The following is a 20,596-nucleotide window of genomic DNA, read 5'->3' on the forward strand; positions in this document are numbered from 1 at the left end:
ACCAGACTAACATTGAGGACACCGGTAACGAACCTTTCCAGAAACACGCCTGCTTCGACAACATCCGTGTTTCATCTGTGTTCAATCTGTGGCCACGAAGTTCTTACCAAGCTAAATCGCGTTACGAAGAAGGCGAAATAGATCGATGAGTATTTTAGTCGATGCCGACACCAAGGTGATTTGCCAAGGGATTACCGGCCGCGCCGGGTTGTTTCATAGCCAGATGTGCCGCGAATACGGCACGCAATTGGTCGGCGGCGTGACTCCCGGCAAAGGGGGAACCGAGGTCGACGGGTTTCCGGTGTTCAACACCGTCGAAGAAGCTGTCGCCAAAACCGGGGCGAACTGCTCAATGGTATTCGTCCCGCCGCCCTTTTGTGGCGACGCGATCATGGAATCGGCCGACGCGGGAATTCCGCTGATCATCGGCATTACTGAAGGGGTGCCCGTGCTTGATATGGTTCGGGTCTCCAAATGTTTGGCTCGCACAGGCAGCCGGCTAATTGGTCCGAACTGTCCCGGCATCATCACACCCGGGGCGGCCAAGATCGGCATTATGCCCGGTTATATTCACAATCCCGGCACGGTGGGACTCATCAGCCGCAGCGGCACGCTGACTTATGAAGCAGTCTGGCAGTTGAGCAATGTCGGTTTGGGACAATCGACCTGTGTGGGAATCGGTGGCGATCCGATCATCGGCACGAATTTCATCGACCTGCTGGAGATGTTTCAAAACGATCCGGGCACCGAAGCGATTTTGATGATCGGCGAAATCGGCGGCAACGCTGAGGAGAAAGCGGCGGCGTACATTAAAGAACACGTCACCAAGCCGGTTGGATCATTCATCGCTGGCCGCACCGCCCCCAAGGGCAAGCGGATGGGACATGCCGGAGCGATCATTTCCGGTGGCAGCGGCACAGCTGAGGAAAAAATTGCCGCACTAGAAGCCGCCGGAGCCGTCGTGGCTGAAAGCCCCGCCGACATGGGTTCCGCCGTGCAACGAGCAATCGCCAAAGCGGGTTGAGCCTCAAAACAATTGGGGAGCCGCGATAGCTCCTGCTATCGGGGCGGGCAAAGCCCGCAAGAAGCTACAATTCTGTCGTGATCGAACAGAGGACGCGGCCAGACAAAGGAGCGTCGAATTGCGGCGTCCTGTGCCTACGGCACACCGATTGCTGCGCAATCGCTGCCACCCTGTGGGTTGAATCTTCTCCCCTTCCACAAGCCGACTACATGAGGTCGCTGTGTGCGACGCCAAGGCGTCGGCTTGGGATTTGTGCCCAACGCTATTTTTCGTCGTCGGCACAGACCCAACCGGCGAGGGTGGTTTCGTATTCGATCAATTCTTCCGCCTTGAAGTAAATCGGGATTTCCCGCGCGGCTGCCTCGGGGCCGTCGCTGCCGTGGATCAGGTTCATTTGGCGGGACAGGCCGAAATCGCCGCGGATGGTTCCCAGGGCCGATTCCCGACCGTTGGTTGAACCCATCATGGTCCGCATGACCGAAATCGCTTCGGGACCTTCAACGACCAACGCCACAACGGGGCCGGAGGTGATGAATTCTTCCAGCAGCGGATAAAACGGCTTCTCGACGTGCTCGGCGTAATGTTGGGCGGAAAGCTCTTTGGTGACCTGCAGCATCTTCAGGCCGACGATTTTCAGGCCCCGTTTTTCGATACGGGAGAGCAATTCGCCGCACAGGCGGCGTTGGACGGCATCGGGTTTGAACAAAATCAAGCTACGTTCGTTGGCCATTGTTGCGGTCATCCTTATGGGATTTTTGGGGTATTTGGTCTTGTTGGATAATTCCTCTGGGCCGTGAGTTTTAGCGAACACCGGCGGTCGAATGCAACACTGAACGGTAACGAAACGGCATTGAAGCGGCGCATAAAAAAACAGGCCGCGCGATGTGCATCGCGCGGCCTGCGAATTTGATCTGCTGGTGAGCCGATCGAATTTCGAAATGCCAATTCAGTCGGCCAAGATTTTCTTGGTTTCAGCAGCGACCTTTTTGACGTTCTCTTTTTTCAGTTTGCCTTTTCCGAAGGCGTGGTTGACTTTGACTTCCGATTCGACCCACATCATGACGGTGACGTCGGCGTCTTTGGAGATCTTGTATTCCTCAGGACCAGCGACATCTTCGATGATCGTCAGCGGAATCGTCAACTTGTTCTTTTTGGCCAACTCTTTGATCTTGGGTTCCATATTGTCGGCGTCATCACTGAGGAAGACGACGAAGGCGGACATTTTTTTGTCTTTGTTTTCGCCAACTTGCTTGTCCACATCTTTAATCAATGCCGTCAATTCCGGTGTAATTTCGCGGGCGAAAATGTTCACAACCGGCTTGCTCCCATAGCGGCAGCGGTAGCACAGGGTTTCCCCTTTTTTGGGACCTGTGATGTCGCGCACGTGATAGGCAGGAACAAACGTTCCCGGTTTCAGGCCAGATTCAACTTCAGCAGATTTTTCGGCTGCCGAAACGGCAACAAAGCCAGCCAAGATAAGCGCGAGACTCGGAACAACAACCTTAAGCATAGTGAAAGTGCCTCCTGATGGCGGGTTCGATGAGATGTGCCCATTCCAGGGGGCACACAACAGCTTGGGTAAACGTTTCTGAAATCACTCAGGATGACCGTGCCATGAAAAACCGCAGTCGGTCAACCACGTTCTACATCTAAAATTACTTAGTTTCCTAAGAGATTCATAGGCTAATGGACGCCTCTGGCGACGACGACGGCAAATATCCAGCGACTCGCCAATTGGCTGACCCACAGTGGTATGATCGTTTGGAGCGTGGGGATGTTCTGTGAAACGCATCACAATCGCTGCAATTTTCTTTATAAGTCGCGTTGTCCATGCGACAAGAATTGAGCAATTGGCCAAACACAGCAGCGGCGGAATTCCCTGATTGTGTGCGTCACGTTAACATTCAAACAGGTCTTTTTGTATTCAATACTCCAGCCACAAGCTGGCGATTGCCGACTGCGGAACCTTGAAGGGAATGATATGAGATCGGTTGCAGCAATACTCACCATCGGTGTTTTGATACATTTTGCAGCGACACCAACCCTGGCCGGTTTACAGGCGGGGGCCGCTGTGGTGGATGTGACGCCGACGCAACTTCCAGTCCTGGTTAACGGCGGCATGCTCAGCCGCTCGGTGGATACGGTCAAAACGCCGGTCAATGCCCGGGCAATCGTGCTGGACGATGGCAAAGAGCGGTTGGCGATTGTCGTGGTCGACAGTTGTATGATGCCCCGTCCGTTACTAGATGACGCGAAAGCCTTGGCCGCGTTGCGCACGGGAATCCGAGCGGACCACATGTTGATTTCAGCGACGCACACGCACACGGCCCCCTCATCGCTCTCCTGCCTGGGGACGGATGCCGACCCCAACTATGTGCCGTTTTTACGTGACAAACTGGCCGAAGCGATTGCCGCTGCGGAAGCCAACCTCGAACCGGCCCGCGTCGGCTGGGCCGTTGGCAACGCCGCGGAGTTTACGGCGCTGCGGCGTTGGATTCGCCGGCCGGATCGGATCGTGAATGATCCCTTCGGCAACCCCACCGTCCGCGCGAACATGCATGCGGGAGCCAACTGGGACGACGTGACAGGCGAATCGGGTCCGGAAGATCCCGACCTGTCGATCATTTCCATCCAAGCCACCGATGGCCGACCGATTGCTGTGTTGGCGAATTTCTCCATGCATTATTTCAGCGACCAAGCACTGAGCGCCGATTATTTTGGGCTGTTTAGTGAAGGTCTTAAGAGCAAATTAACAGTCGAGGGGGACACTTCGCATCCTCCGTTTGTGGGAATCATGTCGCACGGATGCAGCGGCGATATTTGGCGGCGAGATTACACGACATCCCCCCCAACTGAACCTGCGAAAACGATCGACAGTTTCGCAAATGAATTGGTGAAGATTGCGCTCGATGCGATAGGCACAATCCAGTACGACGAAGACGCGACGCTGGCCATGGCTGAAAGACGATTGACGCTCAACTACCGCGTCCCCAGTGCCCAACGATTGGAATGGGCTCAAAAAATCGTGGACGCCATGGGGGATCGGCCGCCGAAGAACACAACCGAAGTTTATGCGCGGGAGCAAGTGATCTTGCACCAGCGGCAATCGACGGAAGTCGTGGTCCAGGCGCTACGGATTGGCGACATTGGAATTGCGACCACACCGACGGAAACGTATGCCCTGACCGGTTTGAAACTCAAAGCGCAAAGCCCGTTGAAAAACACCATGGTGATTGAACTGGCCAATGGGGGTGACGGTTATATTCCGCCGCCGGAGCAACATTTTTTGGGGGGATACAACACCTGGGCGGCGCGGTCGGCCGGGTTGGAAATTCAAGCGGAGCCGAAGATCACCGAAGCAGCGCTGCAATTGCTGGAACAGGTTGCCGGGAGCCCACGTGAAGAGTATCAACAAAGCCGCGGCCCCAGCGCTGAGGCCATTTTGGCGGCCAAGCCGATCGCGTATTATCGGCTGGATGAGTTCGCAGCGCCGCACGCTGTCGATTCGTCGGGACATCATCGCGATGCGGTGTACGAACCGGGCGTCGTCTTCTTTCTGGAAGGTCCGCAATCGGATAAATTCTGCCAAGAGGGTGAAACCAACCGGGCCGCGCATTTTGCAGGGGGACGCTTGCGGGCGCATATGCAGGATCTGGGGGACCAGTATTCGGTGTCGATGTGGTTTTGGAACGGCATGCCCGATGAGGCCCGCGAAGTCAGCGGATGGTTGTTTTCGCACGGCCCCGATCATGGCTTAGGTTCTAACAGCGACCACTTGGGTTTGGGAGGAACGGAGCATCCCGGGAAGCTCATCTTTCGCCACGGTGGTGCGGGAGCAAAAACTGAGGTGGGGAAAACAACCATTCCGCGCTGGACTTGGAATCACGTTGTGTTCGAGCGGGATGGTGAGTTTGTACGGGTTTATTTGAATGGCCAACAACAACCGGAAATTGGTGTGAAGCTGCCATCCGGCTTGTTGTCACCAAGGAAACAGGTATTCTGGGGAGGCCGTGGGGACAACGAGTCCAACTGGGAAGGCCGCTTGGATGAGATCGCTGTGTTTCCGCGCGTGTTATCGACTGAGGAAATAAAAACGCTCGCGGGTCAATAATTCCGGCGGCTCGACGAATCTCCCACTTCGAGAAACTCTATAACGCGACTCAATTCCATTGATCCCACGGCGGCTTTTTTGCGTTCTCAATAGTTGTCGTGCGCCGACCAAAATGCAATGCTGCGAATTTCCCCCTGGCCCTCAACGAAATCTTGAGTGATTGCCTATGTCCGACGCGTCCATGATCATCGTTGACGATGTGCGAAAGACCTATCGAGATGGGTTGTTTCGCCGACAAAAGGTGGAAGCTCTTAAGGGGGTCTCGTTTGACGTCAAACGGGGCGAAGTGTTTGGGCTACTCGGTCCCAACGGCGCGGGCAAGACGACGCTGATTAAAATCTTGTTGGGGATTGTCCGCAAAACCGGTGGGCAAGCAACCTTGTTGGGGCGTCCCGCCGGAGAGCGTGCCGGACGGCAACGGGTGGGCTATCTGCCCGAAGGACATCGCATTCCGCAACACCTCAATGGCAACACGGCGCTAGAGTATTACGGCAGTCTCAGCGGTCTGTCGATGTCGCAAATTAGGCAGCGCCGACCGGAATCCCTGGCGACAGTGGGACTGGCCGAATGGGGCAAGATGTCGGTCAAGAAGTATTCCAAAGGGATGCTGCAGCGCCTGGGTCTCGCCCAAGCGATGTTACATAATCCCGACCTGCTCATCTTGGATGAACCGACCGATGGCGTCGATCCGGTGGGACGCGCGGAAATGCGGGAGATCCTGGCGCAACTCAAAGGACAAGGGAAATCAATTTTCCTCAACAGCCATATGTTGCAAGAGGTCGAATTGGTTTGCGACCGCGTCGCCATTCTGCACAAGGGCAAATTGCGGCATGTGGGGGACGTCAAAGACATCACCACGCTGTCGGGAGCGGAAACGGAATTTCTGTTGGAAGGCGCGGAGGAAACCATTCGCGGGATCATTGACAAAGCAGCCGTCCTGTCTTGGAGCGGTGCTGGTGAGAATCGCTTTCAGGTCGGTCTCCGCATCTCCGCGCAACCGGATGTCGACCGTACCGTTGATCAACTGCGCAAAGCGGGCATTAGTATTTGTCGAATGACGCCACGCAAGTTGACGTTGGAAGAGGCATTCCTGCAACTCATCCAAACCCAAACCGACGACCAATCGGGCAATGAACAACCCACTGAAATCACAAGCTTTGGTGCCGAATCATGAAAGCGTATCTCGCCGTCATCAAAGACTCGTTTCGTGAAGCGTTCGCCTCGCGGGTCCTGTGGATCTTGCTGGTACTGATCACGCTGTTGTTGCTGTTGCTGGCTCCTTTGGGAGTGAAGGACGAAGTGGCGGCGACGCTGAGTCGGGGTGACATCTCAACGGGGAGCGAATTTTCCAACAAGCTCGTCGAACAATCCCAGTCCGAGAGACCGTTGCCGGGGAAACACATTTGGCAGATGCTGCCCCGTGATTTGCAGGAACAGATGACGCAACTGCAAGCCGGGGAAAATGGGCGGAGTTCGTTCCGAGTCCTCAAGCCGCTCATTAAAAAGTTGAATGAATTGCTCACGCGGACTGACTTTTATGACGAGGCAGCTTGGAGCCGATATCCACTGGGCGAGGAAGCACGGCCGTTGCTGGAACGTGGTGTTTCCAACCTTTCGGAAACAGAGCTGAAACGCTTCAATCGATTGGCACTGGACGCGGCGTATCCAGCCGACATTCGGCCCGTCCCAGAAATGGCGACGCGCGTCGTCTATTTCGGTTATGAAATGGGTGGACCACTGCCCGCTGACCGCGAAAAAATGCGTGATGTGGTGCTAACGGTGTTGATGCAGGTCATGACATTGCTGGTGGGTGTGTTGGGTGTTTTTGTGGCGATTCTGGTCACAGCCTCGATCATTCCCCACATGTTTGAATCGGGTGCCATTGATTTGATGTTGAGCAGACCGCTATCGCGCTCGTTGTTGTTTCTGTCGAAATTCATTGGAGGCTGTACGTTCATTCTGTTGAACTCGGCTTATCTGATCACCGGACTGTGGTTGTATGTCGGATTGCGATTCGATATTTGGAGTAACAAGTTGTTGCTCTGCATTCCGGTGTTTTTGTTTTTGTTTGCTATCTACTACTCGGTTTCGGCATTTGCCGGTGTGGTTTGGAAAAATGCCGTCGTGTCGGTGGTAATCACAATTTTGTTTTGGGCCGCCTGTTTTACAGTGGGGACATCGAAAGAGGTCGTGGAAACGATCTTTCTCAATCCAGAGCGATTTGCCGTTTTGGTTCCGGCGGGAGAATCGTTGCTGGCGGCGAATAAATCGGGCCAGACGTTTCAGTGGCAACCCGATGACCATACGTGGCAGCCAGTCTTCACCTCCGGATCAGGCGATGCCGGTCTGTTGGGATTGATCTATCCCATGGTCGGCCCGATCTATGATTCCCAAGCGGATCAATTGGTCGCGATTGCATCGTCGCGACCGGGCGTTCCCGGCTTCGCTGGTTCGGGAACAATCGTTGTTGGCAAGCGCAGCAACGATTGGGAGCGCATTCCCAGCATTTCCACGCCCCCCGGCACGCAAACGTTGTTTATCGAGTCCGAAGGAACAATCCTCATCGCCGGCGCTGTGGGGATCTTTCGACTTGAAGGAGAGAGCAAGACAGAACAGGTCGCGGGGAACGACGTGGCTCCTCAAGGCAAGGCGGCTAAATTTGTCGAAGCTGGACCGGAAGGAACGGATTCTTGGTCGCCCCCCTTCGCTGCTGATCGGAATCCTCAAAATGGCAATCTGGCCATTTTTTCGCGCGGCACATTAAACCTCCTCAAGCCGTCCGATGACGGAAGATTTACGATTGACCAAACAACGGATCTAGAGACCAAGGAACTGGCGCTGGTGGCTTATGCTGGAAAGACCATCCTTGTCGCACTGGGCAGTGGTGAAATCCGCACGTTTGATGCCGAGACGTTGAAGCCAACCGGCAGCTTTCAGCCGTTCGACAGAGACAAACCTCAGCAAGTAGCCGCCTCCCCGAACGGACGTTGGTTTACGGTGCAGTTTCACAACAACAAGACATGGACGTTCGATACAAAAACTGGCGAACCACTTGTTACCGATATTGCCGGTCAAGGAAATATCTCCGCGGTTGCCTACACAGCGGACAACAAACTTCTGGTCGCTGACCGCTATCCGCGCGTGCTCGAATATGACTTAGAAACCGGCAATGTCACACGACGCTTCGAAGCGGGCAGCGGGCGGTTGGAGTTGTTCTATCGCTACGTTCTCAATCCAATCTATACGGTTTTCCCCAAACCGGGCGAACTCGATAGCATGGTGCTGTATCTACTGACCGACGAGAAGACGCCTTCCCTGGACATCAAAAAGGGGCCGGAAAACCTGCAGGATGAGCGGGCGACTTTGAACATTTGGGAGCCGGTCTGGAGCAACTTAGCGTTTTTGGCCGTGATGTTGGGCCTGACTTGTCTATACATCGAGCGCAAGGACTTTTGAGCCACGGCCGGATGCAGCGAGAATGCACCCGCTGAATTGTTGAGATTCCGCCGACGAGCGTTTAAAACAGATAGAGCGAATTCGCGCACCAAGCCCCCGTGACCCTCACGTGTAATCAATTGCCCTACAGCTAGGATTTCCCCCATGACATGTTCGCGGATTATTGTTGTCCTATCGGCACTTGCCATAGCGACAACGCAGTTCACAGCGCAATTGCCAGCCGGTGATCACTCTCCCGAATGGCGGGGGAACAACGGCCAAGGGCATTCCGATGCGGTCGATCTGCCCGAATCGTGGAACGAAACGGAACACATCGCTTGGAAACAGAAGCTCCCCGGCCTGGGTTGGTCAACGCCGGTCGTCGAGAACGGCCAAGTGTGGGTGACGACCGCCATCGATAAACTCGCCCCTCCCGCAGAAGCCGAACGGCGCCGCAAGGCCAGCACCAACTCGCAGCCACTGCGGATTTCAGAATCGGTGAGCCTGCGTGCAGTTGGGTTGGATTTGCAGACGGGAGAAATCATTCGCGAGGTAGAGGTGTTGTCCCAACAGGATCCACAGATGATCCATATCGACAATACCTATGCGACTCCCAGTCCGATCATCGAAAACGGTCGGTTGTATTGTCATTACGGCCCTTGTGGAATCGCCTGCTTGGATGTCAACACGGGTGACGTGTTGTGGCGGAACCAAACGTTGGTCGTCAAGCACGAGAACGGCGCGGGGAGCTCGCCGATTCTGTGGAACGACCTGTTGATCATTCATTGCGACGGCATCGACCGGCAATACATTGTCGCCTTGGACAAACAGACGGGTGAGGAAGTCTGGAAGACGCCACGAACCGGCAAGCTGCACGACAATCCACAGTTGCGCAAATCGTATGCGACATCGCTGATTGTCGACATCAACGGCCAACCACAAATCGTCTCTCCCTCCGCCGATTGGATTTACGGATACGATCCGTCCACCGGCAAAGAGCTGTGGAAGCTGAACTACGGCACGTTGGGATTTTCCAATGCCGCACGGCCGGTAGCCGGCAACGGAATGATCTTCACCTGCACCGGATATATGAAATCGCAAATCCTGGCATTCAAAGTGGATGAGCAGAATAAACCGAGATTGGCCTGGCGCTACAAAGATCAGGTCCCCAACGTCTCCTGCCCGCTGTTGGTCGGCGACGAAATCTACTTCGCCTCCGATGCCGGAATCGCCACCTGCATCGATTCCAAGACCGGGAAACTGCATTGGAAAGAACGGATCGGTAAACGCTTCTGGGCGGCACCGCTGTATGCCGACGGCAAGATTTACTTTTTTGACCGCAACGGCACAACGACGGTCATTGCCCCGGGAACGACATTTAAAAAACTGTCGGTGAACAAACTCGAAGGCACCCTGCTCTCCACCGCCGCCGCGGTCGATGGTTCGCTCATTCTCAGAACCGACCAAGCGCTGCACTGTATTCGTTAGATTCGAGAACAGTAGGGCAACGGAAAAAGCGGCCCATTTGGCGGCAATTCACCGAAAAACCCAACGGAAAGGGAAAGTTGGTGGTTGACTCGGTTTGATTTGGGACGATAATTACCTTTGGTGCGGACGGAAATTGACCGTTCGCAACAACAACCCGACCCGGGGGCGATCGGTTTCGACTGGATCACTGCAGGTAGGGGTGGCGTGTCGTGGTTGATCAGCCGGCCACGTAAAAAGCTGATCAAAAACTAATTGCCGAAAAGCAATTCCAAATGGCTGCCTAATCATGGCAACCCTGGTTTAGGAATCCCCGCCTAAGGAGTCCGAAGACCAGTCAAAAAATTGGGCTGGCGCCGAGTCAATGTCCGCTACGTTCGGCGCGAGACAAGTGGTGGGCTAGCTGCGAGCAGGCTTTGTCTATTTGAGCCTGCCAATGCGAAACTCAATCAATAGAATACACACGTAGAGGCCTTTACTGAGGTATCACAGGACGCGGGTTCAATTCCCGCCGCCTCCACTTTGCCACCTTTTGACAGGTGGCGACGATCAACGCCTAACCCCCTGTCACCACAGGGGGTTTCGCTTTTGGGGCCGGTTTTTGTCTTGCCATCTCTTGCCTCCGAATGACACCCAACGCCGCCGGAAATGCAGCGCCCGTGCAGCGCTGGCTCGTCAGGTTGCTCTTTCGGAACAGACGGTTTGACTGGTTGCTGCGGAGCGGGAAGGTTCGCCACGGCTTTCGCCTGATCGGCAATTCCGATATGCGTGTAACGCATCGTCATCTTCACGTCGCTGTGTCGAGCCAACGCCTTGGCTTCCGGCAATGTGGCTCCGTTTCTCAGTAGTTCCGTGATATGCGTATGCCTTCCGGCCGCATGGAAGTCGGCCACGCCATCTTCCGTCTCGTAGGGAATGCCCACCCGCTCCAGGTCCTTTTGGACCATGAACCAAGTCTTCTTGCGATCGAGGTTCGGAAAAAGCTTCTCACCGGGTGGGATGCCCTTGAGCCACTCTCGGAGCATCCCGACCAAATCTGGGTGCAGTGGCAGGACATCCTTGCGGCGATGCTTCGAGCAGCCCGCCTCCACGGTTACAGTCGGTGGAACGGCATCGAAGTGGAAACTCCTCACCGAAAGGCTCGCCAATTCCTTCTTTCGCAGCCCTGTCATGTAGGACAGAGTGTAAATGCGTGCTCGCTGTTCACCATTAAAACGCTGAACAGACACTCCGCTGTTTCGAGCGGCAGCAATGAGACGACCGATTTCCTCGGCTGTCAAAGCTCGTCGCTTGCGCCGGACGTCGACTTCTTGATTGAGCCGCTTCATACCGATCAACGGATTGACGAGCAGCCGTTTTGTGGAAACACACCAGTTGAGGAAGGCATCCATCGCCTGGAGGTAATGGTTGAACGTCCGGTTTCCCAGATTCTCCTCACGGCGGAGGGATCGTAGATGCGCCTGCACTGCCTCAGTATCAATGTCGCCAAGATTGGCAAACCCACAGCCGACAACAATCCGTCGAATCCGCCCCATTGTCAATTTGACATATTTCGGTGTGTTTTCACTCAGACTCTCCTCGAATGCCGCGAGATGATCGGAAATCTCGGACTGCTTCTGTTCGGCGTATCGCTCTTGCTGCGGATCAATCATCCCCGTTTGCCGTAGGCGGGCTTCCGATTCCAGCTTGGCCGCCAATTGCTCGGTCAGGCCTTTGTCGGTGAAGCCTTTCTTCGTCCGGCGTTTCCCCAGGTGATCCCGGTACTGGATCGTGTACGGCTCATGTTTTCCCTTGGAACGTTTGTAGATCGAAGCCATTGGTTTTTTTCCTCCGAAATCATTTTCGCATCAAGTTGGTTTGGGGCAACCACTGGCAATCCAGTGACGAAGCTCTTCACCGATCCAACGGACCGCTCCGCCAATCTTGACCGGCTTCGGAAGGTCCCCGGCGGAACGGAGCCGCCAGACCGAGCGAGGTGAGACTTGCAACAGCTGAGCGACCTGTTCCACCGTCAAAAGCAACGAGGTATCGAATCCATGCTGTTCAGGCATTTCAGTTCTCCAACGGTTTCAAACCTGTCTGTGTGGATCGCTTTAAAGTTCACTGCGCGAGGTGAGAACGAGTTGCAGTAAGAAAACCACAGGATCATTCACTCCTCAATTATCATGGGCCAGAGTTGCCGACGGTCGGGTGAAACTCACCATTCACCCGACCGCCTGTGCAACGCAAGCGACCTAACCCCAGAATGCTTCTTTCGCATTTTTGATTGCCACCCCCATGATACCCGCGTCATCGACGTGGCAAAGCAATGGAATCAGATCAGGAATAAGGTCCAATGGGCTGACCAGGTAAACAACGGCGCCGACCAGTGCCAGCAATGCGACAATTTTGCTGCGTGGGCTAGGTCCCTGACCGGTCGCCGCATGCGCCGGCGATGTCATGCCGACAAGGTTAGGGATTGTGGTTGAGAGGTTCATCTTCATCGTCCTTTTGATTGTTGCTCGTAGGTCCCGCCGCAACACACGGCGCGGACTCCGAGCAAGAGGCAAACTTGTTTTCCAAAACTCTGGTGAGATCCGAAGAGGAATTCGTCTTGAGGCCATCGCTAACGGACGATGTCTCGTTCCGGTTCCCGGCTCGGCTCTGACCGCCCTGCGTAATCGTCGAGCATCTTCTGATAACCATGCACCGTGCCAATTTCCTGAGTCACCATGGCTTGTGTCGGACTGGCAATGGTCCCAGGCTCCTCGTGCGTCTGCGTGATCCCATTCCAAGGATTCAGCACGGCGTTCTGCAGATCCTTGAGTCCCCGCCTCCATTCAGCCCACAACACACTCGCCGTGCTGGGACGCGTCGAGGCCGCCTCGCGTTCGTCAGACATTCATTTCTCCTTTCAGAAATCGTTGACATGGAAATCACCCCGAAACATGGACGCCATATTCCTTTGTTCTATAGCGGCATCCTGCATGGCCCGCACTCGGTTGACGGTGCTCTGCGTCTCGAAGGCCCGCACAACTAACAACGAGGCAAACCCAAGAAAAACATAGGCCCCGACAGCTTCAGACCAAGGACACAGGGCCGCCCCTGCCAGAATGCAAAACACTGGCTCCAACGACTTCGCACTCCCTTCTGTTCTCACGAAGGGGAGCTTCATTGCCAGGGCGGGATAGCCGTCGTACTTCGAATGCCATACGGCTCCCGAACGCCAGACTCGATAGGTTTTGAAGCGTTGGTAGATCAAGGCGGCGAGCCAGGCCCAGAGGAACAGAAGCATCGTTGGGTCTTCCGTCCCGCAGAGGTAAAACAGAATCAACAGTAAGGCCACCACACCGTTACGACCGAGCGCATGGGTTCCGAAGCTGTGCCGCATGAAGACCGTGAGGCAAGTGGCATGCCCGGCGGCGAGGATGTATAGCAGGTTCACTCCCTGCCGTGGGGTGAGCAGGTTGTCTGCGATCTCAGGTTGTTGTTGGCTTTGGCTCATTTCGTAACTCCTTGAGTGACTGGGAGTGGGATTACATCTGGCTGAACGACACGTTCAGCCAGTTTTGGCCATTCGAGAATGGCTGGCCATTGCGAAGCAGGATCGCGTCACACATCAAACCGTTGACGTGACCGCCGGTCCGTAAACCGTTCATGAAGACGTTCGGTTGCACGACGCTTTCGTAATGCTCACTGAAACTGCCGGTGTATTGCGAGTGCCCCTTCAGGTCGTCCCACAGATCGGTTGTCGGAGCCATCGAACCTCCGATAAATGTTTGCAGTGTCTTCCCGAGCTTCGAGCTGGCCCATTCCGCCGAGATCGGATCACATGCGTGGATGATGGTATGGCCGAAGTTAGCCATCAGTGCATCCGCCTGATGCCGCCCCGCTGGCCCTTTCAGCACCGAATACAGGCTCGACAGCGATTGCGTCAGGAAGACCATGCAACCCAGATGTGAACGACACTGCGCGAGGTATTGACTGTCGAACGAATTCACGAACTGCTGGGCTTCGTCACACCAGATGACGTTAATCGAATCCCCCTCCGTAGCATCACGGCGGAGAATGGCTTTCTGGGTCAGATACTTCCAGCCAGCGTTGATAAAGCTCCCAATATCGCCCCAGGCGGCTGGAGCCATGTTTACCATGACCCATTTGCGGTCGAACATGTCATCCGGAGAGACGTTCGTTCCACCGGAGACAAGCGACCTCGTGATCCCGGTATTGAACACATGTAGAATTCCGTTTACCCCAACCTCGATGGAGCTTTTTGTTTTGGAGGCCATGCGGGGTAATTCGGAAAGCCAGTAGTCAAAGGCCAATTGGCAGTCGTGAGTATCCACCGCTGACTTATCTGCCAAGTAGGCAGCTCGAATACACTGGTGATGAAACCCTGTTTGCCAGCTCTCGCTGCTAATCTCTTCGGCTCCATTGGCAGCCCCTCCGATAAATCGCTGCAAGTCCGGAGCGGTCACTTTACCGGTCGCAACCTTGATAATCTGCACGGCGTTGTAAAGCATGCGCTCCTGTTCTCGTTCCCAGAAATCCGAATTCTCGGAAGCGCTGTGATCGCTGGAACGGAGGGTTTCCCCGATGGTCATGATCAAGCGGGTGATGTTTCGGGTATGGCCTCCCTGCCGCATCTCATAGTCCAAGAAGTCGAACCGCCACGGGCCATCGGGAGAGAAGACGATTAAATCCTTCATTCGTTCTGCTTCCGCGAACAAGCGTTGCCAAAAGAGCGCATCATCCGGCTTCGCACACAGAATCAAGCCGCCGTTGTTCCCCTGCGCCAAAATTGACCGCGCCAATTGCTTCCCCGACGAACTCGTCTTGCCACTGCCGCTCGCACCGAGGACAGCCACTCCGCCGTTCAATAACCCCCGCACGGTCAGGCAGTCCCGCTCCGACCAGTTCAACAACGGCTGGTCGAGTGAACCCCAGCTGCGTCGCCGCTTGAGAAATCCCAACATGCTGTGCGTTCCTTTCGTAAATGGAGATTCCCTACCCTGAAGGTGATTAAGCTTTGGCTTCATCGCGCAGGAGTCGTAACAACGTTGGCAGGCTCACGCCGCGAGGGCGCATCTTCTTGGCCTTCGACACCAATCGTTCCAGCAGTTCCAGAAAGCGTTCGAGGTCCAACTCGGTGGCCGTCACCGAAACCGATTCTCCTTTCCCCAGCACGGCGACCGCTCGACTGAGCGGCGCCGGTTGGGAAAAATGCTGATCCACCTGCCGGCGAACCTTCCGCCGTCGCACCAAAGTGTCGCGCGTCATCTGCCCCGCCACCACTTTCGCGGCAAGTTCCGCTTGTTCGATCGGATTCGACACCCGTGCCAATTCGGCCGCCAGCGACACAGGGATCTTGCCGGTCTTGATGTCCGTCTGAATGTTCTCCGGGAGTGACAGCAAGGACAGCAACTCCGAGACCATCTTGTTCGACAGGCCCAGGCGCGCGGCAGCCGCCGAGGCGGTCTCGCCGGACAACTCTTTCAACTGCTTGATCCCCTTGGCCAATTCGATCGGATTCAGATCCTCCCGATTGACGTTCTCGGAAAGCATCTTCTCCACCACGTCCTCTTCGGCAATCGTCCCACCGGCCACCGTCGCCAGAATTGTCTTGTGTCCTAACAACTTCACCGCTCGGAAGCGGCGTTCTCCCGCCACTAGTCGAAAACCCTCCCCGTCTTGGTGGACGTGTATCGGATGAATCAGCCCATGCTTGCGGATGTTCTCCGCCAGGGAAACGATTCCCGGCTCGTCGAACGTCTCCCGTACTTGAGCCGCGACTATGATCTTATCTAACGCAAGTTCGGCCACTTGATGATTTTGACTTGTCATGCTCTCTTCTCCTTTGCGAGTAGTAGTAGTTGATGACGAGTTTATTGGCGTCATTGCCCCGACTGTTGCTTGCCTTCCTTCGCCCCTTTGGCTTCGGACACCCCGGCACCGATTCCCTGCAACACCGACTTGGCGATCGCAGCGACCACATCGCGGAATTGACTCTGCGGAATCGCCAGCAACACCAAGATCGCCAACGTGACGAACGTCCCACATACCATCGACAATTTGATAATTCCCCAAATCCCGTTCATTTTGGTACTCCTTGATAGCTCAAGTGGTCACATTTTGTTATTCGAGGAGACCAGCACGAAGCACACCAGCAGTGCCTCTAAAACGTGTTGCTTCCTGTGTCGGTGCATCTCACCATTCTCCCCAGAAGTTCTGAAACAGTTGTCCGGCCACATGGCAGGTCGCTTCCGTGGAGTTACGCACGACACGTGATGATTGTTGCAGCGGCAACAAAAAAAAACCGACCAATTTGGTCGGGGCCTGATCAGGTCTCTTCGCTGACTATCAAATCAACGGCGTCGTTATTTGGGAGGAATCCCCAGAAACCGCAGGAATCGATTCACGATGGATCTCGCCCGTGAGTATTTGACGCGTTCCTAAACGGCAATCGTGATGATCGGTTCGCCAAACAGGTATCGCCGTCGCAGAACGACTTCCCTGTCAGCGTTTCCGTTCGCGTACGGTCGAGCGGTTCAAACCACACAAACACTTCGGACTGTGTGGGGTTGCGAATGACAAAGTCGAAACGTTGTCCGGAATCTTTGGGACTTACCACCAGTCCGGCATCACAAATCACGCGGCCTTCTGTCGCTAACCAGTTGTCTTGCATTGAAGTGGCCTTTCGGTATCGCACGGGAATAGATCACCTACTGGACGAAAACGAACGACCCGGAAGATGAACTGCGGAGCCCCATGCCCTCGCTGAGTCGTCTAACCTCTTCATTGCGCAATGCGGCTGGTTTTTCGAAAAAATCTGCTATTTAACCGCAGGATTTTCCCAACCTGCGACCAGCTCTTTGAGCAGCCGATCGATGGACTCGCTGGCAGAGAAGCCGTTCGCTCCCGCGACCTCGCGGACGGCCACAGGTTGTTCACTGCCGATCGATCGCCGCAGCGGGACCGACAACAGCGGCCGAAATGTACTGGCGCAACAGATGTCCAGGCTCCTGTCGTTGACTCGGTAGAGTCGACGAATGCCTTGCGACACAGCTTCTTCCTCGGCAACCTGCTCCAGCGGAATATCAAGCCGTATTCCTGACTCAACATCGAAGAACTCGGGCGGCTCCGTGCTGATCGCTAACTTCATGCCGTCCGAAAAGAAGGTGAACCCTGCCGGTACCTTACCTTGCTGTCGCGCTGCCGGAATCTCACACAATCTCTCTCCAGTAACCAGATCCCAAACAGCGACTGCCTCTCCAACACGGGCGGCCAGTCGCCGACCAGCATGGCTCAAAGCCATCCGAGAGTATTTTGCCACATTGATCGACCGGGGCTCGTCGTCGGATCGGATTGCCCACACCTTGATTTGCGTTGGGCTGACACACGCGGCGAACGTGCTTTCGTCCAAACTCAGCGCCCAGCGTCCTGGGCCTCCGCCGACACATGGGTACTCAAGGACCTGTGTGCCCTGCGCACGATCCCAAAGAATCAGGCGGGGCGGTGATACGTCTCGGCGATGACTGTAGGTGGCCAGAGCCAAATAGTTTTCACGATCGCTAAGCAGACTGGCAGAGAGCAATTCTCCTTCACGAAGCGGGAACTCCGACAGCTGACCATCGTTGTTCCGAATCCGGACCACACGAATGGTGTCATTCGGTGTCCCTGGCGTCAGTTCCACGATGTTTCCGGTTTCCAGATCAAGTGCTTCCGGATTCCTCTGCGGCCACACGCGAATCACACCGCTTCGATCAGCACTGACCGGTCGCCCATTAGGCAATTGTCCGACACACGTAATGTCTTCTTCATGACCGTGCAGAACCTCCGGGCCCACGACGTCGTCCAGTCCATCACTGACGACCCACGCGTAGACCAGATGATCGGATCCACCGGCGATGAGGTGACTTATGTGCCCCCTGTTCTGAAAGTCGATGCATGTCGCCTGACTGGGCGGAGAGAGGGTGATATCACGAAACGATGCTGACTCTCGGGGCCTGCTGAACGCGGGCGGCCCCAACAGCCGACGATCCCGGGTGTGCTTCAGCAGGTGGATCTTCTGATTGAAGCTGGCCAGACGGGCAATCCACATCGAGCCATTCTGTCGCACCCGAACAATTCCCGACTGAATATTTCCGCCCGGCCTGAACACCCGGTCCGATCCGCTCGCGATGGTTTCCCAGCTCCATGAGTTGGAATCTTTCGCTCCAATGCACGATGAATACAGTTGTGTGCCATCGTCTGAGAATCCTAGAAACGAAACGATGTCAAATGACCCAGCACCTGAAAAACGCTGGGGAGTGAGCGTACCACGACCACGTTGCCTTGCTGAACTGTTCGGGCTGGTCAGCCGTGTGCCTTTGTCCGTCACATTCCATGCGGTCCATGTGTTTTGATATCCCCCAGCGACCACAAACTCGCCATCCGGACTGAAGGCGACTGTACGCCCGCTGACAGATGCATCATCCTTGATACTCAGAAGTTCTTCCCCACTGAGGGTTTCCCAAACCTTTACATAGCCCGTTCGCTTAGGATTTCCCAGGTGAAACCCGCTTGCCGCGACCAACCGGCCGTCCGGGCTGAACGCCACACTGCAGTCCCATGAATGTGACAAGTCGTGTGACAGTAGGTTCGATTTGCGAGGCACGAGACGTCGCTGCCAGACCTTCGCGTGAGTATTCAGATTCCACACGGTCACGTTTTGAAAGTCGCTTGCAGCCAACATTTCGCCAGACCGGTCAGACACCAAACAACGGCAGCCAGCTCCGTTTTCTAATACGGCAGCCGCATTCTGCCTCAAGTGATTCCAATAGTACCATTCAAACCCTCGCAGATCGTGGCCACTGCCATCCTCTGTGGGATCATGTCGAGCCAGCAACTCCGAAGCTTGCTTGATGTGACCCTGATCCCATGCCCGCTGAATCTGCTGGAGATCATTTGCATACGCAATCAGCGCGGCATGCTTCTCCGCTTTCCTGCGAAGGGCTTCTTTCTGCTGCACCGTTTTCTGTTGCGCATCGATCACCTTCCGTGAAGAATCGACCTGACCTTTGGTCAGCTCTACCTCCGTTGAAAGTTCCTTGTTCGATTTCAGCACCGTTTGATGCTGCGCGGTTGCCATTCTTCGTTCTCTTTCTGCCGTACGGAATTGAACCTGATACACAACCGCAATGGTCAGGGTGACGAGAACCGCCACGGTCAACCCGGCAATGATCCGGTACGGTTTGCTGACTGACCGGTAGAGCCGTTCCCAATGCGTCGGTGTACGCGTCAGGATTGGTTCGCCCTTCAGGAAGCGACTCAGCTCCATGACGATCTCATCTGCTGACTGAAATCGCTGAGCCGGGTCCTTTTGCAGACACTTTTCGCAGATCGTTTCCAGATCTCTCTCAACGCCCCGATCAATGCGTCGCGCCAAGGGAGCCGCGATGTCCATCCGACCGACTGAATTGAGTTTATCTCCATCGAATGGCATTTCTCCGGTCAGCAACTCAAACAGCACCACACCGAATGAGTAGATGTCACTGCGGAGGTTAATTTCTTTGCGACGTAGTGCCTGCTCAGGAGATTTGTAACCCACTGTGCCGGCACCGGCCGTTTCGGTCCTGATGGAGTCGCTTCTCAGGCGCGCCAATCCGAAATCGGCGATCTTTGGACGCCCCTTTAGATCGAACAGAATGTTCTTAGGCTGCAGGTCGCGATGGACGACATCTTTGCCATGGGCTGCAGCCAATCCTTGCGCCACTGCACGCATCACTCTCACCGAACGCTTGTTCCATTCCGATCGCTTCTTCCTGGGGTTAGTTTCTCGGTGTTTGCGCTCCCGTCGTGACCATGTCACCAGAGTCCCACCTGCCATGTACTCCATCACCAGAAACGGTTCAGAAGAATCACTGCCGACCACGAACAGCGTGATCACGTTCGGATCCTGAATCTTTGCAACCAGTTGTGCTTCCCGACGGAATGCTCCGTACGCCACCGATCCGCTTTGCTCGCGGAATCTCAGCATCTTGACAGCAACGATTCGATCCTCTGCCAATTGTCTGGCTTCGTAGACAGTGCCAAACCCTCCACTATCGATTTTCCGGATGAACCTCAGTCCCTCAATCGCGGGAAACCCTGACCGGGTTTTCGTCATCTCAAGAGCAACCTGTTCCAATTCCTTTCTTAGTTCTGTGTCGAGTCGCGCAAGCCGCTGGCAATACACATCCACCGAGGGAGTGTCGCCCCAACGGTTCAATGCGCCAAACTCTGCGACAAGGATTTCATTTGGCAATTCCTCGACCGCACCCAACTGAGGAAAACGTTCCACATAGGTCAGCAGACTCGGACCTGTGATCTCAGTCTCTGGATCCTCGGCAGTACGCCTCCAGGATTGTTCAACATCAATGGCAATCAATGCGACAAGGAACGTCTTGATTTCGCGGGAGGAGAGCCGTGATCCCGTTGCCTGCGCTGCTTTGTTCAAGTACTTCTGAATCGACGGAGTCGCACCTGAGATCCACGCCCGATCGAATTGGCGCCTCAGGTTCCACAGTATCTTTTCCATAATG

At 55.2% G+C, this 20,596-nt stretch carries 15 protein-coding genes, 1 other RNA gene and 1 pseudogene; 6 read left to right on the top strand and 11 right to left on the bottom strand.

What is annotated here, in order from left to right; genetic code table 11:
* Nucleotides 1-145 precede the first annotated feature (145 nt).
* Nucleotides 146-1,024 (top strand): succinate--CoA ligase subunit alpha, encoded by an 879-nt coding sequence (gene sucD, locus Mal52_RS17345; RefSeq protein ID WP_145377590.1) that lies wholly within the window; start codon nt 146-148, stop codon nt 1,022-1,024.
* 262 nt (nt 1,025-1,286) lie between these two features.
* Here sucD and ndk read toward each other — a convergent pair whose 3' ends face one another.
* Complete coding sequence (gene ndk, locus Mal52_RS17350) at nt 1,287-1,754, bottom strand: nucleoside-diphosphate kinase (protein ID WP_145377591.1); 468 nt, start codon at nt 1,752-1,754, stop codon at nt 1,287-1,289.
* A gap of 216 nt (nt 1,755-1,970) precedes the next feature.
* Complete coding sequence (locus tag Mal52_RS17355) at nt 1,971-2,534, bottom strand: hypothetical protein (protein ID WP_145377592.1); 564 nt, start codon at nt 2,532-2,534, stop codon at nt 1,971-1,973.
* A gap of 471 nt (nt 2,535-3,005) precedes the next feature.
* Between Mal52_RS17355 and Mal52_RS17360 the strand changes: the two genes are divergently transcribed.
* The 5 genes from Mal52_RS17360 to ssrA all read left to right on the top strand — a co-directional run bounded on the left by Mal52_RS17360 (nt 3,006) and on the right by ssrA (nt 10,578).
* Nucleotides 3,006-5,135 (top strand): LamG-like jellyroll fold domain-containing protein, encoded by a 2,130-nt coding sequence (locus Mal52_RS17360; RefSeq protein ID WP_145377593.1) that lies wholly within the window; start codon nt 3,006-3,008, stop codon nt 5,133-5,135.
* A gap of 166 nt (nt 5,136-5,301) precedes the next feature.
* The gene (locus Mal52_RS17365; RefSeq protein WP_145377594.1) at nt 5,302-6,309 is read left to right on the top strand and encodes an ABC transporter ATP-binding protein; all 1,008 of its coding nucleotides are present in this window, start codon (nt 5,302-5,304) and stop codon (nt 6,307-6,309) included.
* Nucleotides 6,306-8,591 carry an ABC transporter permease subunit gene (locus Mal52_RS17370; RefSeq protein WP_145377595.1) on the top strand — a complete coding sequence of 762 codons (2,286 nt, stop codon included), beginning with the start codon at nt 6,306-6,308 and terminating at the stop codon, nt 8,589-8,591. Before Mal52_RS17365 ends, Mal52_RS17370 begins: the two co-directional genes overlap by 4 nt.
* Before the next feature lie 144 nt (nt 8,592-8,735).
* Nucleotides 8,736-10,058, top strand: coding sequence for a PQQ-binding-like beta-propeller repeat protein (locus Mal52_RS17375; RefSeq protein ID WP_145377596.1), 1,323 nt, complete (start codon nt 8,736-8,738; stop codon nt 10,056-10,058).
* Nucleotides 10,059-10,219: 161 nt separating this feature from the next.
* Nucleotides 10,220-10,578, top strand: a transfer-messenger RNA (tmRNA) gene (gene ssrA / locus Mal52_RS17380).
* A 298-nt stretch (nt 10,579-10,876) separates the two neighbouring features.
* On the opposite strand, the pseudogene Mal52_RS30565 reads toward ssrA, so the two are convergent.
* From Mal52_RS30565 to Mal52_RS17415, 9 genes and pseudogenes are all read right to left on the bottom strand, one after another.
* Nucleotides 10,877-11,872, bottom strand: a pseudogene (locus Mal52_RS30565) (tyrosine-type recombinase/integrase); the annotation flags it as partial.
* Between the two features lie 30 nt (nt 11,873-11,902).
* A complete protein-coding gene (locus tag Mal52_RS17390; RefSeq protein ID WP_145377597.1) occupies nt 11,903-12,106 on the bottom strand; it encodes a helix-turn-helix transcriptional regulator in 204 nt (67 codons plus the stop codon).
* Between the two features lie 183 nt (nt 12,107-12,289).
* The gene (locus Mal52_RS29880; RefSeq protein ID WP_197534276.1) at nt 12,290-12,532 is read right to left on the bottom strand and encodes a YkvA family protein; all 243 of its coding nucleotides are present in this window, start codon (nt 12,530-12,532) and stop codon (nt 12,290-12,292) included.
* A gap of 128 nt (nt 12,533-12,660) precedes the next feature.
* Nucleotides 12,661-12,936 (bottom strand): hypothetical protein, encoded by a 276-nt coding sequence (locus tag Mal52_RS29885; protein ID WP_197534277.1) that lies wholly within the window; start codon nt 12,934-12,936, stop codon nt 12,661-12,663.
* 12 nt (nt 12,937-12,948) lie between these two features.
* A complete protein-coding gene (locus tag Mal52_RS17400) occupies nt 12,949-13,539 on the bottom strand; it encodes a hypothetical protein (protein ID WP_145377599.1) in 591 nt (196 codons plus the stop codon).
* Between the two features lie 31 nt (nt 13,540-13,570).
* Nucleotides 13,571-14,743 (bottom strand): type IV secretory system conjugative DNA transfer family protein, encoded by a 1,173-nt coding sequence (locus tag Mal52_RS17405; RefSeq protein WP_145377600.1) that lies wholly within the window; start codon nt 14,741-14,743, stop codon nt 13,571-13,573.
* A 313-nt stretch (nt 14,744-15,056) separates the two neighbouring features.
* Nucleotides 15,057-15,878 carry a ParB/RepB/Spo0J family partition protein gene (locus Mal52_RS17410; protein ID WP_197534278.1) on the bottom strand — a complete coding sequence of 274 codons (822 nt, stop codon included), beginning with the start codon at nt 15,876-15,878 and terminating at the stop codon, nt 15,057-15,059.
* 50 nt (nt 15,879-15,928) lie between these two features.
* Nucleotides 15,929-16,132 (bottom strand): hypothetical protein, encoded by a 204-nt coding sequence (locus tag Mal52_RS29890; RefSeq protein ID WP_197534279.1) that lies wholly within the window; start codon nt 16,130-16,132, stop codon nt 15,929-15,931.
* A gap of 734 nt (nt 16,133-16,866) precedes the next feature.
* Nucleotides 16,867-20,592: a WD40 repeat domain-containing serine/threonine protein kinase gene (locus Mal52_RS17415; protein ID WP_145377602.1), complete on the bottom strand. Its 3,726-nt coding sequence runs from the start codon at nt 20,590-20,592 to the stop codon at nt 16,867-16,869.
* Between the last annotated feature and the right edge of the window lie 4 nt (nt 20,593-20,596).

This window comes from Symmachiella dynata (genome assembly GCF_007747995.1).
Taxonomy (GTDB): Bacteria; Planctomycetota; Planctomycetia; order Planctomycetales; family Planctomycetaceae; genus Symmachiella; species Symmachiella dynata.

Excerpts from the sequence above, each read along its gene's own strand:
- Mal52_RS17365 (WP_145377594.1), top strand. The coding sequence starts at position 5,302 with ATGTCCGACGCGTCCATGATCATCGTTGACGATGTGCGAAAGACCTAT.
- Mal52_RS17400 (WP_145377599.1), bottom strand. The coding sequence starts at position 13,539 with ATGAGCCAAAGCCAACAACAACCTGAGATCGCAGACAACCTGCTCACC.
- Mal52_RS29880 (WP_197534276.1), bottom strand. The coding sequence starts at position 12,532 with ATGAACCTCTCAACCACAATCCCTAACCTTGTCGGCATGACATCGCCG.
- Mal52_RS17375 (WP_145377596.1), top strand. The coding sequence starts at position 8,736 with ATGACATGTTCGCGGATTATTGTTGTCCTATCGGCACTTGCCATAGCG.
- Mal52_RS17405 (WP_145377600.1), bottom strand. The coding sequence starts at position 14,743 with ATGAAGGATTTAATCGTCTTCTCTCCCGATGGCCCGTGGCGGTTCGAC.
- Mal52_RS17415 (WP_145377602.1), bottom strand. The coding sequence starts at position 20,592 with ATGGAAAAGATACTGTGGAACCTGAGGCGCCAATTCGATCGGGCGTGG.
- Mal52_RS29885 (WP_197534277.1), bottom strand. The coding sequence starts at position 12,936 with ATGTCTGACGAACGCGAGGCGGCCTCGACGCGTCCCAGCACGGCGAGT.
- sucD (WP_145377590.1), top strand. The coding sequence starts at position 146 with ATGAGTATTTTAGTCGATGCCGACACCAAGGTGATTTGCCAAGGGATT.
- Mal52_RS17390 (WP_145377597.1), bottom strand. The coding sequence starts at position 12,106 with ATGCCTGAACAGCATGGATTCGATACCTCGTTGCTTTTGACGGTGGAA.
- ndk (WP_145377591.1), bottom strand. The coding sequence starts at position 1,754 with ATGGCCAACGAACGTAGCTTGATTTTGTTCAAACCCGATGCCGTCCAA.
- Mal52_RS17360 (WP_145377593.1), top strand. The coding sequence starts at position 3,006 with ATGAGATCGGTTGCAGCAATACTCACCATCGGTGTTTTGATACATTTT.
- Mal52_RS29890 (WP_197534279.1), bottom strand. The coding sequence starts at position 16,132 with ATGAACGGGATTTGGGGAATTATCAAATTGTCGATGGTATGTGGGACG.
- Mal52_RS17355 (WP_145377592.1), bottom strand. The coding sequence starts at position 2,534 with ATGCTTAAGGTTGTTGTTCCGAGTCTCGCGCTTATCTTGGCTGGCTTT.
- Mal52_RS17410 (WP_197534278.1), bottom strand. The coding sequence starts at position 15,878 with ATGACAAGTCAAAATCATCAAGTGGCCGAACTTGCGTTAGATAAGATC.
- Mal52_RS17370 (WP_145377595.1), top strand. The coding sequence starts at position 6,306 with ATGAAAGCGTATCTCGCCGTCATCAAAGACTCGTTTCGTGAAGCGTTC.